Source organism: Edaphovirga cremea, assembly GCF_003332275.1.
Lineage (GTDB): Bacteria > Pseudomonadota > Gammaproteobacteria > Enterobacterales > Enterobacteriaceae > Edaphovirga > Edaphovirga cremea.
The window spans coordinates 62,664-86,054 of the sequence record NZ_QOVA01000010.1 but is presented as its reverse complement, the minus strand read 5'-3'; the positions used below and the strand labels follow the sequence as shown (position 1 = coordinate 86,054).

Here is a 23,391-nt window from a genome sequence, read left to right as displayed (position 1 = left end):
AGTTAAACAGCTAAAGGGACGTTGTCTGCTGGTAAAGTCGGTTACAAATTCAAGTGTGACTAAATAGAAGAACGATACTGATTATGTCGCGGGTAAAAATAAGTGATAGGCAAAATCAATCACCCGTTATTTTTCAAATTCTTGGATACGTATCTATTTTATCTCCGGCTTTGCCAGTTCCGCGAGGAAAGGAAGCAAGAGGCGACGATTCTGACCGTGGGAGATGGGCAGCAAATTTTGATGCTTCCTCCCGCTCATTGATAGCCAATAATAATAAACGAAGTCGCTGACAGCATGTGTGTGCTACTTCGCGGGGGATAGAACAATGGGATTAACAATTTCGCTCGTCATCATCGCCTGGGTTGCATGGATGATTGCGAGAAAAGGTTATGCCACAGCTGTGTTATTAATTGCAGGTGTATTCTTGTTAGGTATGTCTGTTTTGTTGGACCTGGGGCCTGGTTTGGTAATTAAGAAGTCAACGGGCAGTGGTTTTTTTGATATTTTCCAAGTCGTTCAGAATATTATGTCTTCCAATCTGGGCGGATTAGGACTTTCCATTATGGCGATGGGCGGGTTTTCCAAATACATGGACACGCTACACGCCGGACAAGCGCTCTATTCCGTGGTTGGCGGTCCGCTCAAATATATTAAATCACCTTATATACTGGCCTGTGTGGGATTTATTATCTCCCAGATTATCGGTATGGCTATTCCCAGTGCCTCCGGACTGGCCCTGATGCTGATGGTGACACTCTATCCGGTTATGATCCGTGCCGGAGTTTCCCGTTTGACAGCGGTTGCCATCATCGGCTCCAGTCGGTTTTTCGATTTGGGACCAGGTTCTGCCAACTGTTTGTTGGCGGCAAAGACCTCAGGTATTACATGGGCTGAGTATTTCTTCACCTGGCAGTTAAAGATCTATTTCCCGCTACTCCTTGTGATGTTGGTTTCACACTATTTTGTACAACGTTATTGGGAGCGCCGTGAAGGACCGGATCCGCAAGATATTATTTTGCAGGAGCAATTTCATAAAGAGCAGGTAGATGAAAAAATTGCCGTACCTAAAATCTATGCGCTTTTGCCAGTTATTCCGTTAATTATTCTGTTGTCATTTAACCCGGTGGTGCTGGGGCAGTTTGGTATCAATATCAACGTAGATGTACCAACAGCCATCGTATTGAGCACCTTAATCGCCATGGCCTTTGATTTCCTCCGTCGTCGTGATGCGCTGGAAGTCCTCAACGGCATGAAATCATTCTTCGAAGGGCTAGGTAAACAACTGACAATTGTTGTGGCATTGATTATTGCCGGTCAGGTTTTCGGGGAAGGGCTTATTGCCATCGGTGCCGTAAATTCGCTGATATCCGGCGTTGAGGGTGCTGGAATGGGCGCTGGCTTCATGATTATCGTTATGAGCTTGATTATCGGCGCTGTTGCCTTCCTGATGGGATCCGGTAATGCACCCTTCTTTTCGTTTGCAGCACTGATTCCAGGTATAGCAGCCAAACTGGGCGTTCCTTCGGCAGCGATGTTATTACCTTTGCAGACGATGACCGGCTTTGGCCGCACGATATCGCCGGTTACGGGGGCAATTGTTGCTGTAGCCGGGATTGCGGGTGTTTCGCCATTCCAGATTGTGAAACGTAACGCAATTCAACTGATCTTGTGCGCTATCGTTAACTTTATTCTGACCTTTACTGTTGTACTTCCGTGATGGTGGCAGAAAGCTAAGAACAAGATAAGCCTGGCCTGAATATTTCAAATAGCAGGACAGGCTTTTTACGGAGGAAATAATGGAACAGATGATTCAACAAGAGTTGGCAACCTTTATTGCTCACTGTCGGTATGAGCGGATTGACCAGAAACTGGTGACAGATATGAAATATCGGGTCATTGACTGGTTGGGGTGTGCTATTACCGGTGCAAATTATCCTCAGATAGAAACAGGCCGGCAGTTTTTCGCCGGAATGGGTGGGCAAGAAGAGGCCATTATTATTGGTATGGATGGAAAATACCCCGCCGCCAATGCAGCAATGGTGAATGGTATGGTCGGTCATGTTTCTGAACTGGACGACGGCCACCGTAAAGCGATAGGCCATCCCGGTTCGGTGACGCTGCCGGTCGCGTTAGCGCTGGGAGATAAACTTAATGTGAGCAGTCAGGAATTTCTGCAGGCATTGATTATTGGTTATGATATTTTTATTCGACTAGGGCGAGCGGTTAATCCTTCTCACTATACTTTTTGGCACACAACGGGAACCTGTGGCGCATTTGCTGCAACGGCCACAGCCGCATCATTAATGAAGTTAACACCTGAACAGACGAATAACGCTTTAGGCATTGTGGCAACACTTGCCAGCGGTCTGTTAGTGTCATTCGGAACGCATGCCAAGGCATTGAATATTGGCCATGCGTGTCAGAATGGTATTTATGCTGCGTCGCTGGCGCAGCAGGGATTCACCGGCGCTGATAATGCAATTACTGACGAAAAAGGGTTTATCAAGGCAACGAGCCTGGAAATAAATACTGATATTCTGCAGGGGCTTAATGAAAAAGAGTTACTTTCGGATACGGCATTCTATAAAGTATATGCTTCTTGTGGACATACCAATTCGCCACTGGATATTATCTTTGATATGCTCAAAGCCTATTCATTGGACTATAAAAAGATTGTAAAAGTTGAGGTTGAAACCTATAGGATTGCGGTAGCACTGACTGCAAAACTGAAAACAGACAATGAAGATGAGGCCAAGTTTTCTATACCGTACTGCCTGGCTGTTGCCATTATGTTTGGCAATGTCACCCTGCAACAGTTCAAGCCTGAGATTCTGCATAATCCCGAGGTCAGGGCATTTGCTGAGAGGATCTTTGTGACTGAATCTACACAGGCAACGGCACAGTTTCCGAAGCGTCAGGCCACAATTACCGTCACTATGAATAATGGTCAGAAATACACGGACTCCGCCGCTGATGCTCGTGATGTGGTAGATTTTAATATGCTTGAAAAGAAATTTCTCGATGCTGCCAAGGCGATTGATCTGAAAGCATCCGAAGATATTCTTTCTTATATTAAAAATATCGAGCAAAACAGCGGTATTAAACCGTTACTTGACTATCTCCGGTTAATTTAAATATTCCTCCTATTTTCCTGCCATAAAAGCGTATCCGATACCGTTAAAACTGCGGTTATCGGATCGCTCACAACGTTATGTTTCTGCACATATCAAAAAGCCTCCTTCCATTGATATGGTAGGTGATTCTTGATTACTTACGGCTTACCTTGACTGATTCTCTATGCAATAAAATCCTAATTTTGGCATAGCCGATAACTTCCCCCCAGTTATTGGTAGCAAAACAGGTGATCTTGATGTGTTGAACAGATCCAGAAGTTTGTGGCAAATTTTAACCGTATGTGAGCACAAACATTGTGCCAATACGCGTTTGCAGGGCTGGTTGTCCGCAGATGATCATCTTGGCGAAGGGGCATCGCGTTTCAGAGTAATTGCACACCTTACACTCCAGAAACAGCAAAAACGCAATTGTTATCAATGTGGCTGATAAATTGTGTATAAAAATTTGCTCAAAACATACGGTTAGGTTTTTTCTTATAGAAAAATCCTAGTCCGAAATTTTCAATTTGTTTTTTTAATCTAATAATTTGTGTATTTTTGGTATTTTATATCGAATATATAAATTATTCGGATTTTAAATCTAAAGGCTTGTTTTTGTCATTTTTTATCATTTTTATCTTTTTCATGCTTTTTTTTAGGATTAAAAACTAAAAAAATTCAATTTCTCAGTTTAATCAATCAAAAAAGGGGCAAGGCTAAGGGTGATTTTTTTATTTTATATTGGTCTAGGAATTGCCTTCAAATTGCCTGAGTATATTCCGTATGCATAGGTGTTAGGGGGAGGACATCAATTTTATATGTACTGATGTGAATCATGACATAGCAAGTTATTTGTTTAAGTAGTTTTTTATGAAAAGGGAGAGTTAAAAAAAGGATGTTGTTAATATCATTAATATGGCTTCGTAAATGTAAATTTTGTTTCTTGTGTTTGTTACTGGTTATTCCCTCTTTATATTCGGCTCCACTGCCGCAATGGGCCAAGGCGCCCAAAGTCAACGAATTAGCGAGTTTAACGCTGAAAGAAAGCCTCTCTTACGCATTCGGGCGTAGCCCCAGCATTTCACAGCAGGCTGCACAGATGGGAATTGGTGATGCACAGATCCGCGAAGCGCAAAGTGCGTGGTATCCACAAATTGGCCTCAGCGGCAATACCGGCAGTTCTACCCAGAACGATATCGGCAATAGCCTGAACAACTCGGCCTCATATGGGATTTCATTGACGCAACTGGTTTATGACTTCGGAAAAACCACCAATAACATCAGGCAGCAAGAGGCTACCAGTGAAAGCTATCGCTATAAATTGATGGCCACAATGACCGAGGTGGCAGAGCAGACAGCCGCCACCTATGTTCAAGTCAAACGCTATGAGGAGTTGGTCAAGGCTGCGCGGGAAAACATCGCGTCACTGACCAGCGTACGAGACATGGCGAAATTGCGTGCGGATGCCGGTTTAAGCACCCGTTCTGATGTGTTACAGGCCGAAACCCGTATTGCCAGCATGCGTTCAACGCAGCAGGATTACCAGGCTCAACTGCAAACGGCCAAGTCTCAGTTGGCGGTGTTGACAGGGGTGCAGGCGGCACATTATCAGAGTCTGCCAGACTCATTGGCGCAACAGCCCGTTGCGCTTGACCACATCGATTATTCGCAAATCCCTACCGTATTAATGGCGGAGTCTCAACAGCAGGCTGCCTCATATGCCGTGGATAAGGCGAAGTCTCAGCATTGGCCCACCATCAGTTTGCAGGGCAACCGAACCCGTTATGAAAACAATAACAATGATTATTGGAATAACCAATTACAACTGAATGTACAGGCACCGGTATATCAAGGGGGGGCGGTCTCTTCGCGTATCGCGCAGGCTGAAGGGGCGAGAAAAATGTCTACCTCTGCCATCGACCAATCCAAATTGGATGTTTTGCAGAAAGCCTCAGTCGCTTTTGCAAATTGGAATGGTGCCCGTGGCCGTGAGGAGGCCAGCCTGCAACAGTATCTGAGTGCGCGCAATACCCGGGATGTTTACAAAAATGAATATAAGCTCAGTACGCGCAGCCTGAATGATTTATTAAGCGTTGAACAGGAGGTATTCCAGGCTGAGTATTCGAGAATTGCCGCAAATTTTGATGGGTGGGTTGCAGCCATCAATTACGCCTCAGCGGTAAATAATCTTATGCCATTAGCCGGGATTGCACTTGGTGATCAACAGCGTTTACCAGAATTGAACAGTAATTAATGACTCGAGAAGTTGAAAATAAATGAACGGTAGCAAGGAACATGGAAAGTCTACCGGTTACAAAAAATAATTAATGGAGTTTGACGTGAATAAATTAGTAGATGTTATTTCCCGCAAAACAGCAGTAAAAACAGCGTTTGCCAGTGACAGCAAACTGTTATCGGTATCCTTGCATGAACCTAGTGTGATCCTGGTCCATGCTTCTGCACAAAATGTTGCACGTTATGAACGTGCGGGAAATGACCTGCTGATTTATATGAAAGATGGCAGCGTGATCCGCTGCAATGATTACTTCGTTGAGGACAGTGAAAAACGTCACGGAGAACTGGTCTTTCAAGACGATGCCAGCCAGGCATTGACCCACGTCGAGTTTACCGACACTGGCGCCACGCTTGGTGTACAAACGGTGATCCTCCATCCAACAGAAACTGCTCTGGTCAATCTTGAACCGCTGATGATCGGTTCCTCCAGCGACATTCCCTGGGGTCTGCTTGCAGCCGGCGTTCTTGGTGCAGGAGCTCTGGGCGCCGCAGCGGGACATAGCAGTAAAGGTGAGACTGAGACCCGCGTCATTGATAACACCAGAGATGTCGAAATTACCAACCCAACGTTTCTGGTCATTGATAATCAGGGGGATAGCCGGGGGGTGTTGAGCGCTAACGCAATCACCGACGACACCCAGCCAACCTTCAGCGGAACCGGGCTGGCAGGTAGCAGCATTCAAATCAAAGATGCCAATGGCATTGTTATCGCCAGTGCTCAGGTAGGGAACGAGGGGACCTGGACGGTGCAAATACCGGCTCAGACTGACGGCTCGCATACCTATTCTGTGGTGCAGATCAGCGGAGATAAAGTCACCTCTGCCGGCGATATCACACTTAACATTACCAGCGCCCAGGCGACGCTGAGCGTTGAGCCTCCCGCCAATGACAACATTCTCAGGACATCGATTGTCGTGTCCGGTTCATCCACTTCGCTGGACCCCGGCACAGAAATCACCGTAACCTTGAATGGAAAAGATTATCCGACAACGGTCGGCGAAAACGGTGCCTGGGAAGTCACTGTCACAGCAATGGACGCTGCTGAGTTGGCTGACGGTGTACACACCATCACAGTGACGGGAAGAGATGCTACTGGCAATCTGATAACGGGCACCAATACGCTGAGCATAGATACCCATGCGCCGGTATTAAGCATTGATCCCGTTAGCTCAGACGATATGATCAATGCAGCCGAATCTGGGCAGGCACTGGTTGTTAGCGGGCGAACCGACGCAGAGGCGGGTCAGCAGGTGACCATGACCCTCAACGGTCAGCAATACACGTCGATCGTCGACGCAGATGGCCGTTGGAGTACCACTGTACCAGCCACCGATGTGGCGAGACTGACAGAAGGCAACAACACCCTCAGCGCCAGGGTCAGTGATGCCGCGGGCAACCCCAGTTGGGTCGAACGCACTGTTCTGGTGGATATCACCGTACCGGCCATCACTATCCATACGGTCGCGGGCGACAATGTGCTCAACGCCAGCGAACATATGCAGGCACAGGTGATCAGCGGCAGCAGCAGCGGTGCAGCGGCGGGGGATATCCTGACGCTGACCGTGGCGGGCCAGACCTACACCACCACGGTGAACGCGGCAGGCAACTGGAGCGTGGGCGTACCGGCCAGCGTGATCAACGGCCTGGAGAACGGCAGCGTCACACTGGTGGCCAGCCTGACCGACAAGGCGGGCAACACCGGCAGCGCCACCCATGACATCACTGTTAACACCACTTCACTGCAACTGAGTATTGATACCCTGGCTCAGGACGACGTGATCAACGCGGTGGAGAAGAGCTGCGATCTGCTGCTGAGTGGCGGCAGTAACCTGGCCGACGGCACCATTGTGATCGTCAGCCTGAACGGCAAGAATTACACCACCGAGGTCAATGGTGGTCTGTGGAGCCTGACGGTCCCGGCAGCCGATGTGGCGCAGTTGGGCGAAGCCCATTACACCGTGACGGCCAGGGCGACGGATGGGTTGGGCAACAGCGTCAGCGTCGACCATCAGGTGCTGGTCGACAGTGCGATCCCGACGGTCAGTATCCAGGCGGTGACCAGCGATGACATCCTTAATCTGGCCGAAGTGGGCGTCAATCAGTCGATCTCCGGCCGTGTGACCGGGGCGGCGGCGGGCGACACCGTCACCCTCAATCTGGGCGGCATAAGCTATACCACCCAGGTGAACGCCGATCTGAGCTGGAGCGTCACCGTTCCGGCAGCGGATCTGACGGCGCTGGGCGACGGCGGGCTGACCTTCAGCGCGTCGGTGACCAACGGCCACGGCAACACCGGGCACGGAAGCCGTGATATCACGGTCGATGCCGATCTGCCGGGTCTGCGTATCGATACCGTGGCGGGCGATGACATCATCAACGCCATTGAACACCAGCAAAATCTGATCGTCAGCGGTACCAGCAGCGGCCTGACGCCGGGTGCACAACTGACGATCAGCGTCAACGGCCAGAGCTACAGCGCCAGCGTACTGCCAGACGGCACCTGGCTGACCCTCGTCCCGGTTACCGATGTCACCAACTGGCCGGCAGGTGCGGTGGATATCACCGTGGCCGGGCAGAGTTCTGCCGGTAATCCGGTGGAAATGACTCATCCGGTTACGGTAGATCTCACCACCGTGGCGGTGTCCATCAACGCCGTGGCCACTGACAATGTGATCAATGCGGTCGAGAAGGGCCAGGATCTGGTACTGAGCGGCAGCACCCAAAACGTGGAAACGGGCCAGATCGTCAAGGTCTCCTTCGGCGGACAGATTTATGATGCCACCGTCGATGTGGACGGCAACTGGGCCGTTACCGTGTTGTCCGCTGACCTGATGAATGTGACTGACGGCGACACCCGCGTGCAGGTGAGCGTGGTTAACGCGGCGGGCAACAGTGCCAGCGCCGCGCAAAACGTGCATGTGGACAGCGTTGCGCCAGTCCTGAGCATCGATCCGATCACCAGTGATAACATCATCAATGCTGCGGAAGCAGGTACCCATCTGACAGTGACCGGTACCTGTAATGCCGAAGTCGGGCAGAGAATCATCGTCACCCTGGATGGCAAAACCTATGAAGCCACCGCAGGTGCAGACGGCACCTGGAGTGCCACTATTGCGCGCAGCGATCTGGGTGCATTGGCCGATGGCAACTACACCATCAGCGCCAGCGTGGTAGATAAAGCGGGTAACCCTGCCAGCGCCAACCGTGACGCGTTGCTGGATACCCAGGCACCGACCGTAGCAATCAACGTCATCGCCGGTGACGACATCATCAACAGCACCGAGCACGGGCTGGCGCAGATCGTGACCGGCAGCAGCACCGGTGCGGTCCCAGGCGACAGCGTGGTGCTGACCATCAATGGTCACAACTATTCCACCACCGTGGACACCAGCGGCAACTGGAGTGTGGGTGTTCCGGCCAGCGTGATTAGCGCGCTGAACGACGGTACCACCACGGTTTCTGTCGCTATTACCGATAAGGCAGGCAACGCAGGCAGTGCGACCAAAGACGTCACGGTTAACACCGTGGCACCGACGCTGACCATCGGCGATATCGCCGTAGATAACGTCCTGAACGCCGTTGAGAAAGGCCAGTCGCTGGAAATCAGCGGCACCAGCAACCTGGCGAATGACACCGTTGTCACCGTGAATCTGAATGGCATCAACTACACCGCCACCGTCAGCGGCGGTGCGTGGAGCGTTGAAGTCCCGGTGGCCGATCTGGCGAAGCTGGGCGAAGCCAACTACACCGTGACCGCCAGCGCCACCAACGGCATTGGCAACAGCATCAGCGACACCCATAACCTGCTGGTGGATACCGCATTGCCATCGGTGATCTTCAACCCGATCACCAGCGACGATGTGTTAAGCATGGCGGAAATTTCCTCTGATTACACTCTGACCGGCCGCGTGACCGGTGCCGCCTCTGGCGATACCGTTACCATAAACCTGGGCGGCAAGTCATATTCCGCCACGGTACAAGCGGATCTGAGCTGGAGTGTATCGGTTCCTTCTGCCGATCTGATCGCGCTGGGCAACGGCGCGCTGAGCGTCACCGCCAGCGTGACCAACGTGCATGGCAACACCGGTACCGGCAGCCGCGACTTTATGGTCGACGCCGACCTGCCGGGCCTGCGCGTAGCTACCGTGGCGGGTGATGACATCATCAACGCCATCGAACATAACCAGAGCGTGAATATCAGCGGTACCAGCAGCGGCCTGACGCTAGGCGCGCAACTGACTATCAGCGTCAACGGCCAGAGCTACAGCGCCAGCGTACTGCCAGATGGCACCTGGCTGACCAGCGTACCTGCGGCTGACGTGACCCAGTGGCCGGCAGGTCCGGTCAATATCACCGTGGCCGGTCAGAGCAGCGCCGGTAATCCGGTGGAAATCGGCCATACCGTGGCCGTGGATCTGACTACCGTAGCGGTGTCCATCAACACCGTGGCCGGTGATAACGTGCTGAACGCCGCCGAGAAGGGCCACGATCTGGTACTGAGTGGCAGCACCCAGAACGTGGAAGCGGGCCAGACCGTCAAGGTCTCCTTCGGTGGACACACTTATGACGCCACCGTTGACGCCAGCGGCAACTGGGCCGTGACGGTTCCTGCCGCCGACATGAACGGCGTGAACGACGGTGACACCAACGTGCAGGTCAGTGTGGTTAACCAGGCGGGCAACAGTGCCAGCGCGGCGCAGAATGTCCATGTCGATCTGACAGCACCGACGCTGATTATCGATCCGGTCGCCGGGGACAACGTGATCAACGCCGCCGAAGCGGGCGCGGATCTGACGATCTCCGGGACCAGCAATGCCGAAGCGGGCCAGACTGTCACTATCAATGTGAACGGCACTGACTATTCTGCAACGGTGGGCAGCAACGGTGTTTGGAGCGCCACCGTACCTCAGTCGAATCTGGCTGGACTGACTGACGGTCCCCTCAGCGTAACGGCAAACGTCGCGGACAAAGCTGGCAACTCAAGCGACGCAAGCAAAGACGTTACCGTGGATCTGACGGCACCGACCGTCATCATCAGCACCATCGCCAATGATAACGTGATCAACAGCAGCGAACATGTGCTGGCGCAAATCATCAACGGTACCAGCACCGGCAGCGTGGGTGACAAGGTGGCGGTGACCATTGACGGCCATACTTACACCACCACTCTGGACGCCAGCGGCAACTGGAGCGTCGGCGTGCCGGCCAGCGTGATTAGCGCGCTGAACGACGGTACCACCACGGTCTCTGCCACCATTACCGATACCGCGGGCAACGTGGGCAATGCGACCAAAAACATCACGGTTAACACTGTGGCACCAACCCTGACGATTGATACCCTCGCTGGCGACGACGTGCTGAACGCTACCGAGAAAGGATCGCCGCTGGAAATCTGTGGCACCACCAATCTGGCGGACAACACCACGGTTATCGTCAACCTGAATGGTAAAAACTACACTACAACTGCCAACGACGGCGAGTGGAGCATCAGCGTATCCGTCGAAGATCTGGCGACACTGGGCGCAGCCAGCTACACCGTGACCGCCAGCGCTACCGACAGTGTCGGCAATAGCGTCAGCGCCAACCACGGTTTCCTGGTAGATGGCCTGCTGCCGGGTATTATCATCAACCCGATCACCAGCGACAACATCCTGAACCTGGCTGAACTGAGTGCTGGTCAAACCTTGGGCGGTAAAGTGATCGCGGCGGCAGAAGGCGATACCGTGACCTTTAATCTGGGCGGTAAGACCTACACCACGACGGTGCAATCTGATCTCACCTGGAGCGTATCGGTTCCTTCTGCCGATCTGATCGCGCTGGGCAATGGCGCGCTGAGCGTCACCGCCAGCGTGACCAACGTGCATGGCAACACCGGTACCGGCAGCCGCGACTTTATGGTCGATGCCAACCTGCCGGGGCTGCGTGTGGCTACCGTGGCGGGTGATGACGTCGTCAACGCCATCGAACATAACCAGAGTGTGAATATCAGCGGTACCAGCAGCGGCCTGACGCCAGGGGCGCAACTGACCATCAGCGTCAATGGTGAAACTTACCACGCCAGCGTGCTGCCAGACGGTAGCTGGCTGACCAACGTGCCAGCGGCTGATGTGACCCACTGGCCGGCAGGTCCGGTCAATATCACCGTGGCCGGTCAAAGCACTGCCGGTAACCCGGTAGAAATCGGCCATACCGTGGCCGTGGATCTGTCCAGCGTAGCGGTATCTATCAACACCGTGGCGGACGACAATGTGCTGAACGCCGCCGAGAAGGGCCAGGATCTGGTACTGAGCGGCAGCAGCCAGAACGTGGAAGCAGGTCAGGTAGTGAAAGTGTCCTTCGCGGGCCACAGCTATGATGCCACCGTGAATGCCAGCGGCAACTGGACTGTTACCGTGCCTGCGGCCGATATGGCCAATGTTAAAGACGGTGACACCAACGTGCAGGTTAGCGTGGCTAACCAGGCGGGTAACAGCGCCAGCGCCGCGCAGAATGTTCACGTGGACATCACCGCACCAACCCTGAGTATCGATCCAATCGCCGGGGACAACGTGATCAACGCCGCCGAAGCGGGCGCGGATCTGAACATCACTGGGACCAGCAACGTCGAAGCGGGCCAGAGCGTCACTGTCAATGTGAACGGCACTGACTATTCTGCAACGGTAGGTACCGACGGCACCTGGAGCGTCACCGTTCCGGCCGCTGATATGGCAGCCCTGACCGATGGCAATATCACCGTCACTGCTGGCGTTAACGACAAAGCGGGCAACCCGGCCAGCGCCGACAAGGGTGTACTGGTCGATTTGATTGCACCCACCGTTACCATCAACACTATTGCTGGCGATGACATCATCAACAGCAGCGAATTGTTGCAGGCGCAGATCGTCACCGGTAGCAGCAGCGGTGCGGTAGCCGGTGACAGCGTGGTGCTGACCATTGATGGTCATACTTACACCACCACGGTGGACGCCAGCGGCAACTGGAGCGTCGGTGTAACGGCCAGCGTGATCGGTGCGCTGAACGACGGCACCAGCACGGTCTCTGTCACCCTTACCGATAAGGCGGGTAACGCGGGCAGTGCGACCAAAGACGTCACGGTTAACACCGTGACACCGACGCTGACCATCGGCGATATCGCCGTAGATAACGTACTGAACGCCATTGAGAAAGGCCAGCCGCTGTCAATCAGCGGCACCACCAATCTGGCGAATGACACTGCGGTTACAGTGAATCTGAACGGTATCAACTACACCGCTACCGTCAACGACGGGGCGTGGAGCGTTGAAGTCCCGGTAGCCGATCTGGCGACACTGGGCGAAGCCAACTACACCGTGACCGCCAGCGCCACCAACGGCATTGGCAACAGCATCAGCGACACCCATAACCTGCTGGTGGATACCGCACTGCCATCCACCATCATTAATCCGGTGACCAGCGACAACGTGCTGAACCTGGCTGAGATCTCTTCCGGCCAGACCCTGAGCGGTAAAGTGGCAGGCGCGGCGGCAGGCGATACCGTTACCGTCCTGCTGGGCGGTAAAGCTTATACCACCACGGTGCTGGGCGACCTGACCTGGAGCATTCCGGTCTCTGCTGCGGATCTGACCGCGCTGGGCAACGGCGCGCTGAGCGTCACCGCCAGCGTGACCAACGTGCATGGCAATACCGGCGGCGGTAGCCGTGACTTTATGGTCGACGCCAACCTGCCGGGTCTGCGCGTGGCTACCGTGGCGGGTGATGACATCATCAACGCCATCGAACACAACCAGAGCGTGATGATCGGCGGTAGCAGTAGCGGCATGGCACCGGGCACTGCATTGATCATCAGCGTCAACGGTCAAACCTATAACGCCAGCGTATTGGCGGATGGCACCTGGCTGACCAGCGTGCCCGCGGCTGACGTGAGCCACTGGCCGGCAGGTCCGGTCAATATCACCGTGGCCGGTCAGAGCAGCGTCGGTAATCCGGTGGAAATCGGCCATACCGTGGCCGTAGATCTGTCCAGCGTAGCCGTGTCTATCAACACTGTAGCCAGTGACAACGTGCTGAACGCAGCCGAGAAGGGCCAGGATCTGGTACTGAGCGGCAGCAGCCAGAACGTGGAAGCTGGCCAGGTGGTGAAAGTGTCCTTCGCGGCCCACAGCTACGACGCCACCGTTGACGCCAGCGGAAACTGGACCGTTACCGTACCTGCGGCCGATATGGCCAATGTGAAAGACGGCGACACCCACGTGCAGGTCAGTGTGGTTAACCAGGCGGGCAACAGTGCCAGCGCGGCGCAGAACGTCCATGTGGATATCACCGCACCGACCCTGAGCATCGAACTGATCGCCAGCGACAATATGATCAACGCCGCTGAAGCGGGCGCTGACCTGACGATCACCGGCACCAGCAATGCCGAAACGGGTCAGACCGTCACTGTCAATGTGAACGGCACTGACTATTCTGCAACGGTAGGTAGCGATGGCACCTGGAGCGCCACCGTTCCGGCTGCCGATATGGCAGCCCTGACCGACGGCGATATCACGGTCACGGCCAGCGTCAGCGATAAGGCAGGCAACCTGACCAGCGCCGATAAGGGCGTACTGGTGGATCTGACCGCGCCGACCATGACCATCAACACCATCGCCAGCGATAATGTGATCAACCTGAGCGAACACGCCCAGGCGCAGATCGTTAGCGGCACCAGCACCGGCGCTGTGGGTGACAAGGTGGCGGTGACCATTGACGGTCATACTTACCTCACCACTGTGGACGCCAGTGGTAACTGGAGCGTCGGTGTACCGGCCAATGCGATCGCTGCCTTGATTGACGGCACGGTCACCGTGGGCGTCAGCATCACTGACGTGGCGGGCAATACCGGTTCCATCAGCAAAAATATTACGGTAGACACCGGTCTGCCGGGCCTGAGCTTCAGGCCGATCGCGGTGGACAACGTCCTTAACGCGGTTGAGAAGGGCGAACCGCTGGTTATCAGCGGCGACAGCAGCCACCTGAGCAATGGTTCAACGGTCACTGTTAATCTGAATGGCAAAAACTACACCAGCACGGTAGACGCTGATGGCAGTTGGAGCGTCAGCGTACCGGTATTGGATCTGAACAAACTGGGGCAGGCGGATTATACCGTGACCGTCAGCGGCACCAGCGATATTGGCAACAGCGTTAGCCGCACCGCTAACCTGTTGGTGGATACTGCCCTGCCGACGGTGGCGATCAACCCGATCACCAGCGATGACCTCCTGAACCTGGCCGAAGTCTCTTCCGGGCAGACCCTGACCGGCTCCGTGAATGGTGCGGCGGCGGGCGATACCGTCACCCTCAATCTGGGTGGCAAAGAATTCACCACAACGGTGCAGTCTGACCTGACCTGGAGCATTTCTGTTACCTCTGCGGAACTGCAAGCGCTGGGTAACGGCGCGCTGAGCGTCACCGCCAGCGTGACCAATACTCATGGCAACACCGGTACCGGCAGCCGCGACTTTATGGTCGACGCCAACCTGCCGGGCCTGCGTGTGGCTACCGTGGCGGGTGATGACATCATCAACGCCATCGAACACGACCAGAGCGTGAATATCGGCGGTACCAGCAGCGGTATGACGCCGGGCGCAGCCCTGGTAGTGACCGTCAACGGCCAGACCTATAACGCCAGCGTGCTGGCGGACGGTAGCTGGCTGACCAACGTGCCAGCGGCTGATGTGACCCACTGGCCGGCAGGTCCGGTCAATATCACCGTGACCGGTCAGAGCACTGCCGGTAATCCGGTGGAAATCGGGCATACCGTGGCCGTGGATCTGACTACCGTAGCGGTGTCCATCAATACCGTAGCCGGTGACAACGTGCTGAACGCCGCCGAGAAGGGCCAGGATCTGGTACTGAGCGGCAGCAGCCAGAACGTCGAAGCGGGCCAGGTGGTGAAAGTGTCCTTCGCAGGTCACAGCTACAATGCCAGCGTGGATGCCAGCGGCAACTGGACCGTGACCGTGCCTGCGGCCAATATGGGCGGCGTGAACGACGGTGACACTAACGTGCAGGTGAGCGTGATCAACCAGGCGGGCAATTCCGCCAGCGCGGCGCAGAATGTCCATGTGGATATCACCGCACCGACCCTGACGATCGACGCGATCACCCACGACAACATCATCAACGCTGCTGAAGCGGGCGACGATCTGGTCATTAGCGGTACCAGTAGTGCGCAAGTGGGTCAGACCGTTACCTTGAACTTCAACGGCACTGACTACAGCGCGACGGTGGGCAGCAACGGTACCTGGAGCGTCAACGTTCCCTCTGCCGACCTGTCAACGCTGACCGAGGGTACCCACATTGTGAGTGCCAGCGTCAGCGATAAAGCAGGCAACCCAGCCAGCACCGACAAGAGCGTGCTGGTCGATCTGACCGCCCCAACCGTGACTATCGACCTGATTGCCGGTGATGACATCCTCAACAGCAGCGAGTTGTTGCAGGCGCAGATCGTCACCGGTACCAGCAGCGGTGCGGTCGGCGACAGCGTGGTGCTGACCATTGACGGTCATAGCTACACCACCACTCTGGACGCCAGCGGCAACTGGAGCGTCGGTGTACCGGCCAGCGTGATTAGCGCGCTGACCGACGGCACCAGCACGGTTTCTGTCACTATTACCGATAAGGCGGGCAACGCAGGCAGTGCGACCAAAGACGTCACGGTTAACACCGTGGCGCCAACGCTGACCATCGGCGATATCGCCGTTGATAATGTCCTGAACGCCATTGAGAAAGGCCAGCCGCTGGCAATCAGCGGCACCAGCAACAGCAACCTGGCGGATGACACCGTTGTCACCGTGAATCTGAACGGCATCAACTACACCGCCACCGTCAGCGGCGGGGCGTGGAGCGTCAATGTTCCGGTGGCCGATCTGGCGACACTGGGCGAAGCCAGCTATACCGTGACCGCCAGCGCCACCAACGGCATTGGCAACAACATCAACGCGATCCACAACCTGCTGGTGGATACCGCGTTGCCGTCGGTGATCTTCAACCCGATCACCAGCGATAACATCCTGAACCTGGCCGAAGTCTCTTCCGGCCAGACTCTGACTGGGCGCGTGACCGGTGCCGCCTCTGGCGATACCGTCACCCTCAATCTGGGCGGCAAGTCATATTCCGCCACGGTACAGGCGGATCTGAGCTGGAGCATTCCAGTCTCTGCAACTGACCTGACCGCGCTGGGCAATGGCGCGCTGAGCGTCACCGCCAGCGTGACCAACGTGCATGGCAACACCGGTACCGGCAGCCGTGACTTTATGGTCGATGCCGACCTGCCGGGGCTGCGTGTGGCTACCGTGGCGGGTGATGACATCATCAACGCCATTGAACACAACCAGAGCGTGAATATCAGCGGCACCAGCAGCGGCATGACGCCGGGCGCAGCCCTGGTAGTGACCGTCAACGGCCAGACCTATAACGCCAGCGTGCTGGCGGACGGTACCTGGCTGACCAGCGTACCCGCGGCTGATGTGATCAACTGGCCGGCAGGTCCGGTCAATATCACCGTAGCCGGTCAGAGCACTGCCGGTAACCCGGTGGAAATCGGCCATACCGTGGCCGTCGATCTGTCCAGCGTAGCGGTGTCTATCAACACTGTAGCCGGTGACAACGTGCTGAACGCCGCCGAGAAGGGCCAGGATCTGGTACTGAGTGGCAGCACCCAGAACGTGGAAGCGGGCCAGACCGTCAAGGTCTCCTTCGGTGGACACACTTATGACGCCACCGTTGACGCCAGCGGCAACTGGACTGTGACCGTGCCTGCCGCCGATATGGCCACCGTGAACGACGGTGACACCCATGTGCGGGTCAGTGTGGTTAATCAGGCGGGCAACAGCGCCAGCGCGGCACAGAACGTCCATGTCGATCTGACGGCACCAACGCTGATTATCGATCCGATCGCCGGGGACAACATCATCAACGCCGCCGAGGCGGGTGCTGCCGTGACGGTTAGCGGAAGCAGCAACGCCGAAGCGGGCCAGAACGTCACCGTCAATGTTAACGGCGTCGAGTACACCGCCAACGTCGGCACCGACGGCAAGTGGAGCGTGGACATTGCAGCGGGCGGCCTGACCGATGGGGTCGCCAGCGTCACCGCCAGCGTCAGCGATAAAGCAGGCAACCCAGCCAGCGCGGACAAGAGCGTGCTGGTCGATCTGAGCGCGCCAACCGTGACTATCGACCTGATTGCCGGTGATGACATCCTCAACAGCAGCGAGTTGTTGCAGGCGCAGATTGTGACCGGTAGCAGCAGCGGAGCGGTCGGTGACAGCGTGGTGCTGACCATTGACGGTCACAGCTACACCACCACTCTGGACGCCAGCGGCAACTGGAGCGTCGGTGTACCGGCCAGCGTGATTAGCTCGCTGACCGAAGGCACCAGCACGGTTTCTGTCACCATCACGGACAAGGCGGGCAACGCAGGCAGTGCGACCAAAGACATCACGGTTAGCACCGCCGTACCGAGCCTGACCATCGGCGATATCGCCGTTGATAACGTCCTGAACGCCATTGAAAAAGGCCAGCCGCTGGCAATCAGCGGCACCAGCAACCTGGCGAATGACACCGTTGTCACCGTGAATCTTAACGGCATCAACTACACCACCACCGTCAGCGGCGGCGCGTGGAGCGTTGAGGTTCCGGTGGCCGATCTGGCGACACTGGGCGAAGCCAGCTACACCGTGACCGCCAGCGCCACCAACGGTATTGGCAACAACATCAACGTGACCCACAACCTGCTGGTGGATACCGCGTTGCCGTCGGTGATCTTCAACCCGATCACCAGCGATAACATCCTGAACCTGGCCGAAGTCTCTTCCGGCCAGATCCTGACTGGCCGCGTGACCGGTGCCGCCTCTGGCGATACCGTCACCCTCAACCTGGGCGGCAAGTCATATTCCGCCACGGTACAGGCGGATCTGAGCTGGAGCATTCCGGTCTCTGCAACTGACCTGACCGCGCTGGGCAACGGCGCACTGAGCATCATCGGCAGCGTAACCAACGTGCATGGCAACACCGGCACTGGCAGCCGTGACTTTATGGTCGATGCCGACCTGCCGGGGCTGCGTGTGGCTACCGTGGCGGGTGATGACATCATCAACGCCATCGAACACAACCAGAGCGTGAATATCAGCGGCACCAGCAGCGGTATGACGCCGGGCGCAGCCCTGCTAGTGACCGTCAACGGCCAGACCTACAACGCCAGCGTGCTGGCGGACGGTACCTGGCTGACCAGCGTACCCGCGGCTGATGTGACCAACTGGCCGGCAGGTCCGGTCAATATCACCGTGGCCGGTCAAAGCACTGCCGGTAACCCGGTGGAAATCGGCCATACCGTGACCGTCGATCTGACTACCGTTGCGGTATCTATCAATACCGTGGCCGGTGACAACGTGCTGAACGCCGCCGAGAAGGGCCAGGATCTGGTACTGAGCGGCAGCAGCCAGAACGTGGAAGCGGGCCAGACCGTCAAGGTCTCCTTCGGTGGACACACTTATGACACCACCGTTGACGCCAGCGGCAACTGGGCCGTTACTGTGCCTGCAGCCGACATGAACGGCGTGAACGACGGTGATACCCATGTGCAGGTCAGTGTGGTTAATCAGGCGGGCAATTCCGCCAGCGCGGCACAGAACGTCCATGTCGATCTGACAGCACCAACGCTGATTATCGATCCGATCGCCGGGGACAACATCATCAACGCCGCCGAGGCGGGCGCTGCCGTGACGGTTAGCGGAAGCAGCAACGCCGAAGCAGGCCAGAACGTCACCGTCAATGTTAACGGCGTCGAGTACACCGCCAGCGTCGGCACCGACGGCAAGTGGAGCGTGGACGTTGCAGCGGGCGGCCTGACCGATGGGGTCACCAGCGTCACTGCCAGCGTCAGCGATAAAGCAGGCAACCCAGCCAGCGCGGACAAGAGCGTGCTGGTTGATCTGAGCGCGCCAGTCATCACCATCAACCCAGTGGCGGGTGATGACGTCATCAACAGCAGTGAACACGCTCAGGCGCAGATCATCAACGGTACCAGCACCGGTGCGGCGACAGGCGATCTGGTGACGGTCACCATCAATGACCAGCCGTACACTACCACCGTGGACGCCAGCGGCAACTGGAGCGTGGGCGTACCGTCTGCCATCATCAATGGGCTGGCGGACAACACCTACACCATTACTGCAACCATCGCGGATAAAGCGGGCAACGTGGGTACCGGCACACGTGATGTTACGGTTAACACCGTATCACCGACGCTGACCATCAATCAGATTGCCGGTGATGATGTGCTGAACGACGGCGAGAAAGCGGCCATGATGCCAATCACCGGTAGTTCTACCGGCCTGGCGGCGGATACGCTGGTGGTGGTGAGTCTAAACGGCGTCAACTACAGCACTAGGGTGGATGCCAGCGGCAACTGGACGGTCAACGTTCCGGTAAATGACCTGCTAAACCTGACCAATGCGTTCTATCAGGTCACCGTGTCTGCAACGGATGCTAACGGCAATAGCAATAGCGAAACCCGTACTCTGACTGTCGATACCCTGTTGCCAGCCGTGGTTATCAACCCGGTTACCAGCGACGACATCCTGAATCTGGCGGAGATTTCGGTTGACCAGACCATCAGCGGCCATGTCACCAACGCCCTGCCGGGCGCAGAGGTGAACGTCACGCTGGGCGGCAACACTTACACCACCCTAGTACAGTCCGATCTGACCTGGAGCCTGAACGTTCCGTCTGCGGATATGATTGCCATGGGTGATGGTGCTCTGGCCGTAACGGCCAGCGTGACCAATAACTTGGGCAATACCGGCACCAACGTGCGCGACATCAGCATTGATGCAAACTCTCCGGGGCTGCGTATTGCTACCGTGGCGGGCGATGACATTATCAATGTCATTGAGCACAACCAGAACCTGAACATCACCGGTACCAGCACCGGCATGGCACCGGGTGTGCAACTGACTATCAGCGTCAACGGCCAGACCTACAACGCCAGCGTGCTGGCGGACGGTAGCTGGCTGACCAGCGTACCTGCGGTTGACGTGGCCAGCTGGCCAGCTGGCGCGGTGAACATCACCGTCGCGGGCAGCAGCACCACCGGTAACCCGGTACAGATTGGTCACACCGTGACTGTCGATCTGACCACCGTTGCGGTATCTATCAATACCGTGGCCGGTGATAACGTGCTGAACGCCGCCGAGAAGGGCCAGGAGCTGGTTCTGAGTGGCAGCACCCAGAACGTGGAAGCGGACCAAGTGGTGAAAGTGTCCTTCGCGGGTCACACTTATGACGCCAGCGTTGACGCCAGCGGCAACTGGAGCGTTACCGTGCCTTCCGCCGACATGAACGGCGTGAACAACGGTGACACCCACGTGCAGGTGAGCGTGGTTAATCAGGCGGGCAACAGCGCCAGCGCGGCACAGAACGTCCATGTCGACCTGACGGCACCAAGTCTGATCATAGATCCGGTCACCAGCGACAACATGATTAACGCCAGCGAAGCAGGTGCGGCCCTGACCGTCAGCGGCAGCAGCAACGCCGAAGCGGGCCAGAGCGTCACCGTCAACGTTAACGGCGACAACTACACCACCACCGTCGGCACCGACGGCAAGTGGAGCGTGGAGGTTACGCCAAACGGCCTGACCGACGGCACTATCAATGTCACCGCCAGCGTCAGCGATAAAGCGGGCAACCCGACCAGCACCACCAAAGCTGTTGCGGTGGATCTGACTGCACCAACGGTCAGCATCAACACCATCGCCGGTGATAACATCATCAACCTGCTTGAGCACGGTCAGGCGCAGATCGTTAGCGGCGGCAGTACCGGTGCGGCGGTGGGTGATAGGGTCACCGTTTCCCTCGGTGGCAATAGCTACACCACGGTGCTCGACGCCAGCGGTAACTGGAGCGTAGGCGTACCGGCTAACGTCATTGGTACTCTGACCGATGGTCCGGTGGCTATCAACGTCACCATTACCGATGCGGCGGGTAACGTCGGCAGCGGCAGTAAAACCATCACGGTCGATACCGGCCTGCCAGGCGTGAGTTTCAATCCGATTGCGGTGGACAACGTCCTCAACGCCATCGAGAAAGGCCAGCCGCTGATCCTCAGCGGGGGCAGTAGCCAGTTGAGCGATGGCAGTATCGTCAGCATCAACTTGAACGGCGTGAATTACACTACCGCCGTGGATGCAAGTGGTCACTGGAGCGTCAATGTTCCGGTGGCTGACCTGGCGAAACTGGGCGAAGCCAACTACACCGTGACCGTCAGCGGTACCAGCGATATCGGCAACAGCGTCAGCAACACCGCCAACCTGTTGGTGGACACCAAGCTGCCGTCTGTGACCTTCGATCCGGTGACCAGCGACAACGTGCTGAACCTGGCTGAGATCTCTTCCGGTCAGACCCTGAGCGGTAAAGTGACCGGCGCAGCGGCAGGCGATATGGTTACCGTCCTGCTGGGCGGTAAAGCCTACACCACTACGGTGCTGGCCGACCTGACCTGGACGGTGCCGGTCTCTTCCAATGACCTGACCGCGCTGGGTAACGGCGCGATTACGGTCAGCGCCAGCGTGACCAACACGCACGGCAACACCGGCACCGGCAGCCGCGACTTTGCGGTCGACGCCAACCTGCCAGGTCTGCGTGTGGGTATCGTGGCGGGTGATGACATCGTCAACGCCATTGAACATAACCAGAGCGTGAATATCAGCGGTACCAGCATCGGTATGACGCCGGGCGCAGCCCTGATAGTGACCGTCAATGGCCAGACCTACAACGCCAGCGTGCTGGCGGACGGCACCTGGCTGACCAGCGTACCTGCGGTTGACGTGGCCAGTTGGCCAACTGGCGCGGTGAACATCACCGTCGCGGGCAGCAGCGCCACCGGTAACCCGGTACAGATTGGTCACACCGTGACCGTCGATCTGACCACCGTTGCGGTATCCATCAACACCGTGGCGGGCGACAACGTGATGAACGCCGCCGAGAAGGGCCAGGATCTGGTTCTGAGTGGCAGCACCCAGAACGTGGAAGCGGACCAGGTGGTGAAAGTGTCCTTCGGTGGACACACTTATGACGCCATCGTAGACGCCAGCGGCAACTGGACCGTTACCGTGCCTGCCGCCGACATGAACGGCGTGAACAACGGTGACACCGATGTGCAGGTCAGTGTGGTTAATCAGGCGGGCAACAGCGCCAGCGCGGCGCAGAACGTCCATGTCGACCTGACGGCACCAAGTCTGACCATAGATCCGGTCACCAGCGACAACGTGATTAACTCCAGCGAAGCAGGCGCGGCCCTGACCGTCAGCGGCAGCAGCAACGCCGAAGCGGGTCAGAGCGTCAACGTCAACGTTAACGGCGACAATTACACCACCACCGTCGGCACCGACGGCAAGTGGAGCGTGGAGGTTACGCCAAACGGCCTGACCGACGGCACTATCAATGTCACCGCCAGCGTCAGCGATAAAGCGGGCAACCCGACCAGCACCACCAAAGCTGTTGCGGTAGATCTGACTGTACCAACGGTCAGCATCAATACCATCGCCGGTGATAACATCATCAACCTGCTTGAGCATGGTCAGGCGCAGATCGTTAGCGGCGGCAGTACCGGTGCGGCGGTGGGCGATAAGGTCACCGTCTCCCTCGGTGGCAATAGCTACACCACGGTGCTTGACGCCAGCGGTAACTGGAGCGTCGGCGTACCGGCTAACGTCATTGGCACCCTGATCGATGGCACGGTGGCTATCAACGTCACCATTACCGATGCGGCGGGTAACGTCGGCAGCGGCAGTAAAACCATCACGGTCGATACCGGCCTGCCAGGCGTGAGTTTCAATCCGATTGCGGTGGACAACGTCCTCAACGCCATCGAGAAGGGCCAGCCGCTGATCCTCAGCGGGGGCAGCAGCCAGTTGGCTAACGGCAGCACCCTGACTGTGGCTCTGAATGGCGTCAGTTACATCACCAG

4 protein-coding genes (1 of these 4 cut by a window edge) are annotated in these 23,391 nt (G+C 56.6%); all 4 read left to right on the top strand.

Translation table 11 applies throughout. The features are described 5' to 3' along the window. Positions 1-325: 325 nt before the first annotated feature. Positions 326-1,717, top strand: a complete 1,392-nt coding sequence (gene dcuC / locus DRI82_RS14830; protein ID WP_114194689.1) for a C4-dicarboxylate transporter DcuC — start codon at positions 326-328, stop codon at positions 1,715-1,717. Positions 1,718-1,796: 79 nt separating this feature from the next. Next, on the top strand, positions 1,797-3,134 hold the full coding sequence (locus DRI82_RS14825; protein WP_114194688.1) for an MmgE/PrpD family protein: 1,338 nt from the start codon (positions 1,797-1,799) through the stop codon (positions 3,132-3,134). 874 nt (positions 3,135-4,008) lie between these two features. Continuing rightward, positions 4,009-5,367 carry a TolC family outer membrane protein gene (locus tag DRI82_RS14820; protein ID WP_114194687.1) on the top strand — a complete coding sequence of 453 codons (1,359 nt, stop codon included), beginning with the start codon at positions 4,009-4,011 and terminating at the stop codon, positions 5,365-5,367. 85 nt (positions 5,368-5,452) lie between these two features. Continuing rightward, positions 5,453-23,391, top strand: partial view of an Ig-like domain-containing protein gene (locus DRI82_RS14815; protein ID WP_170138716.1) — the 5' portion only. 16,021 nt of this gene lie beyond the right edge of the window; 17,939 of the gene's 33,960 nt are visible here — the first part of the coding sequence; the start codon lies at positions 5,453-5,455; its stop codon lies beyond the right edge, outside the window.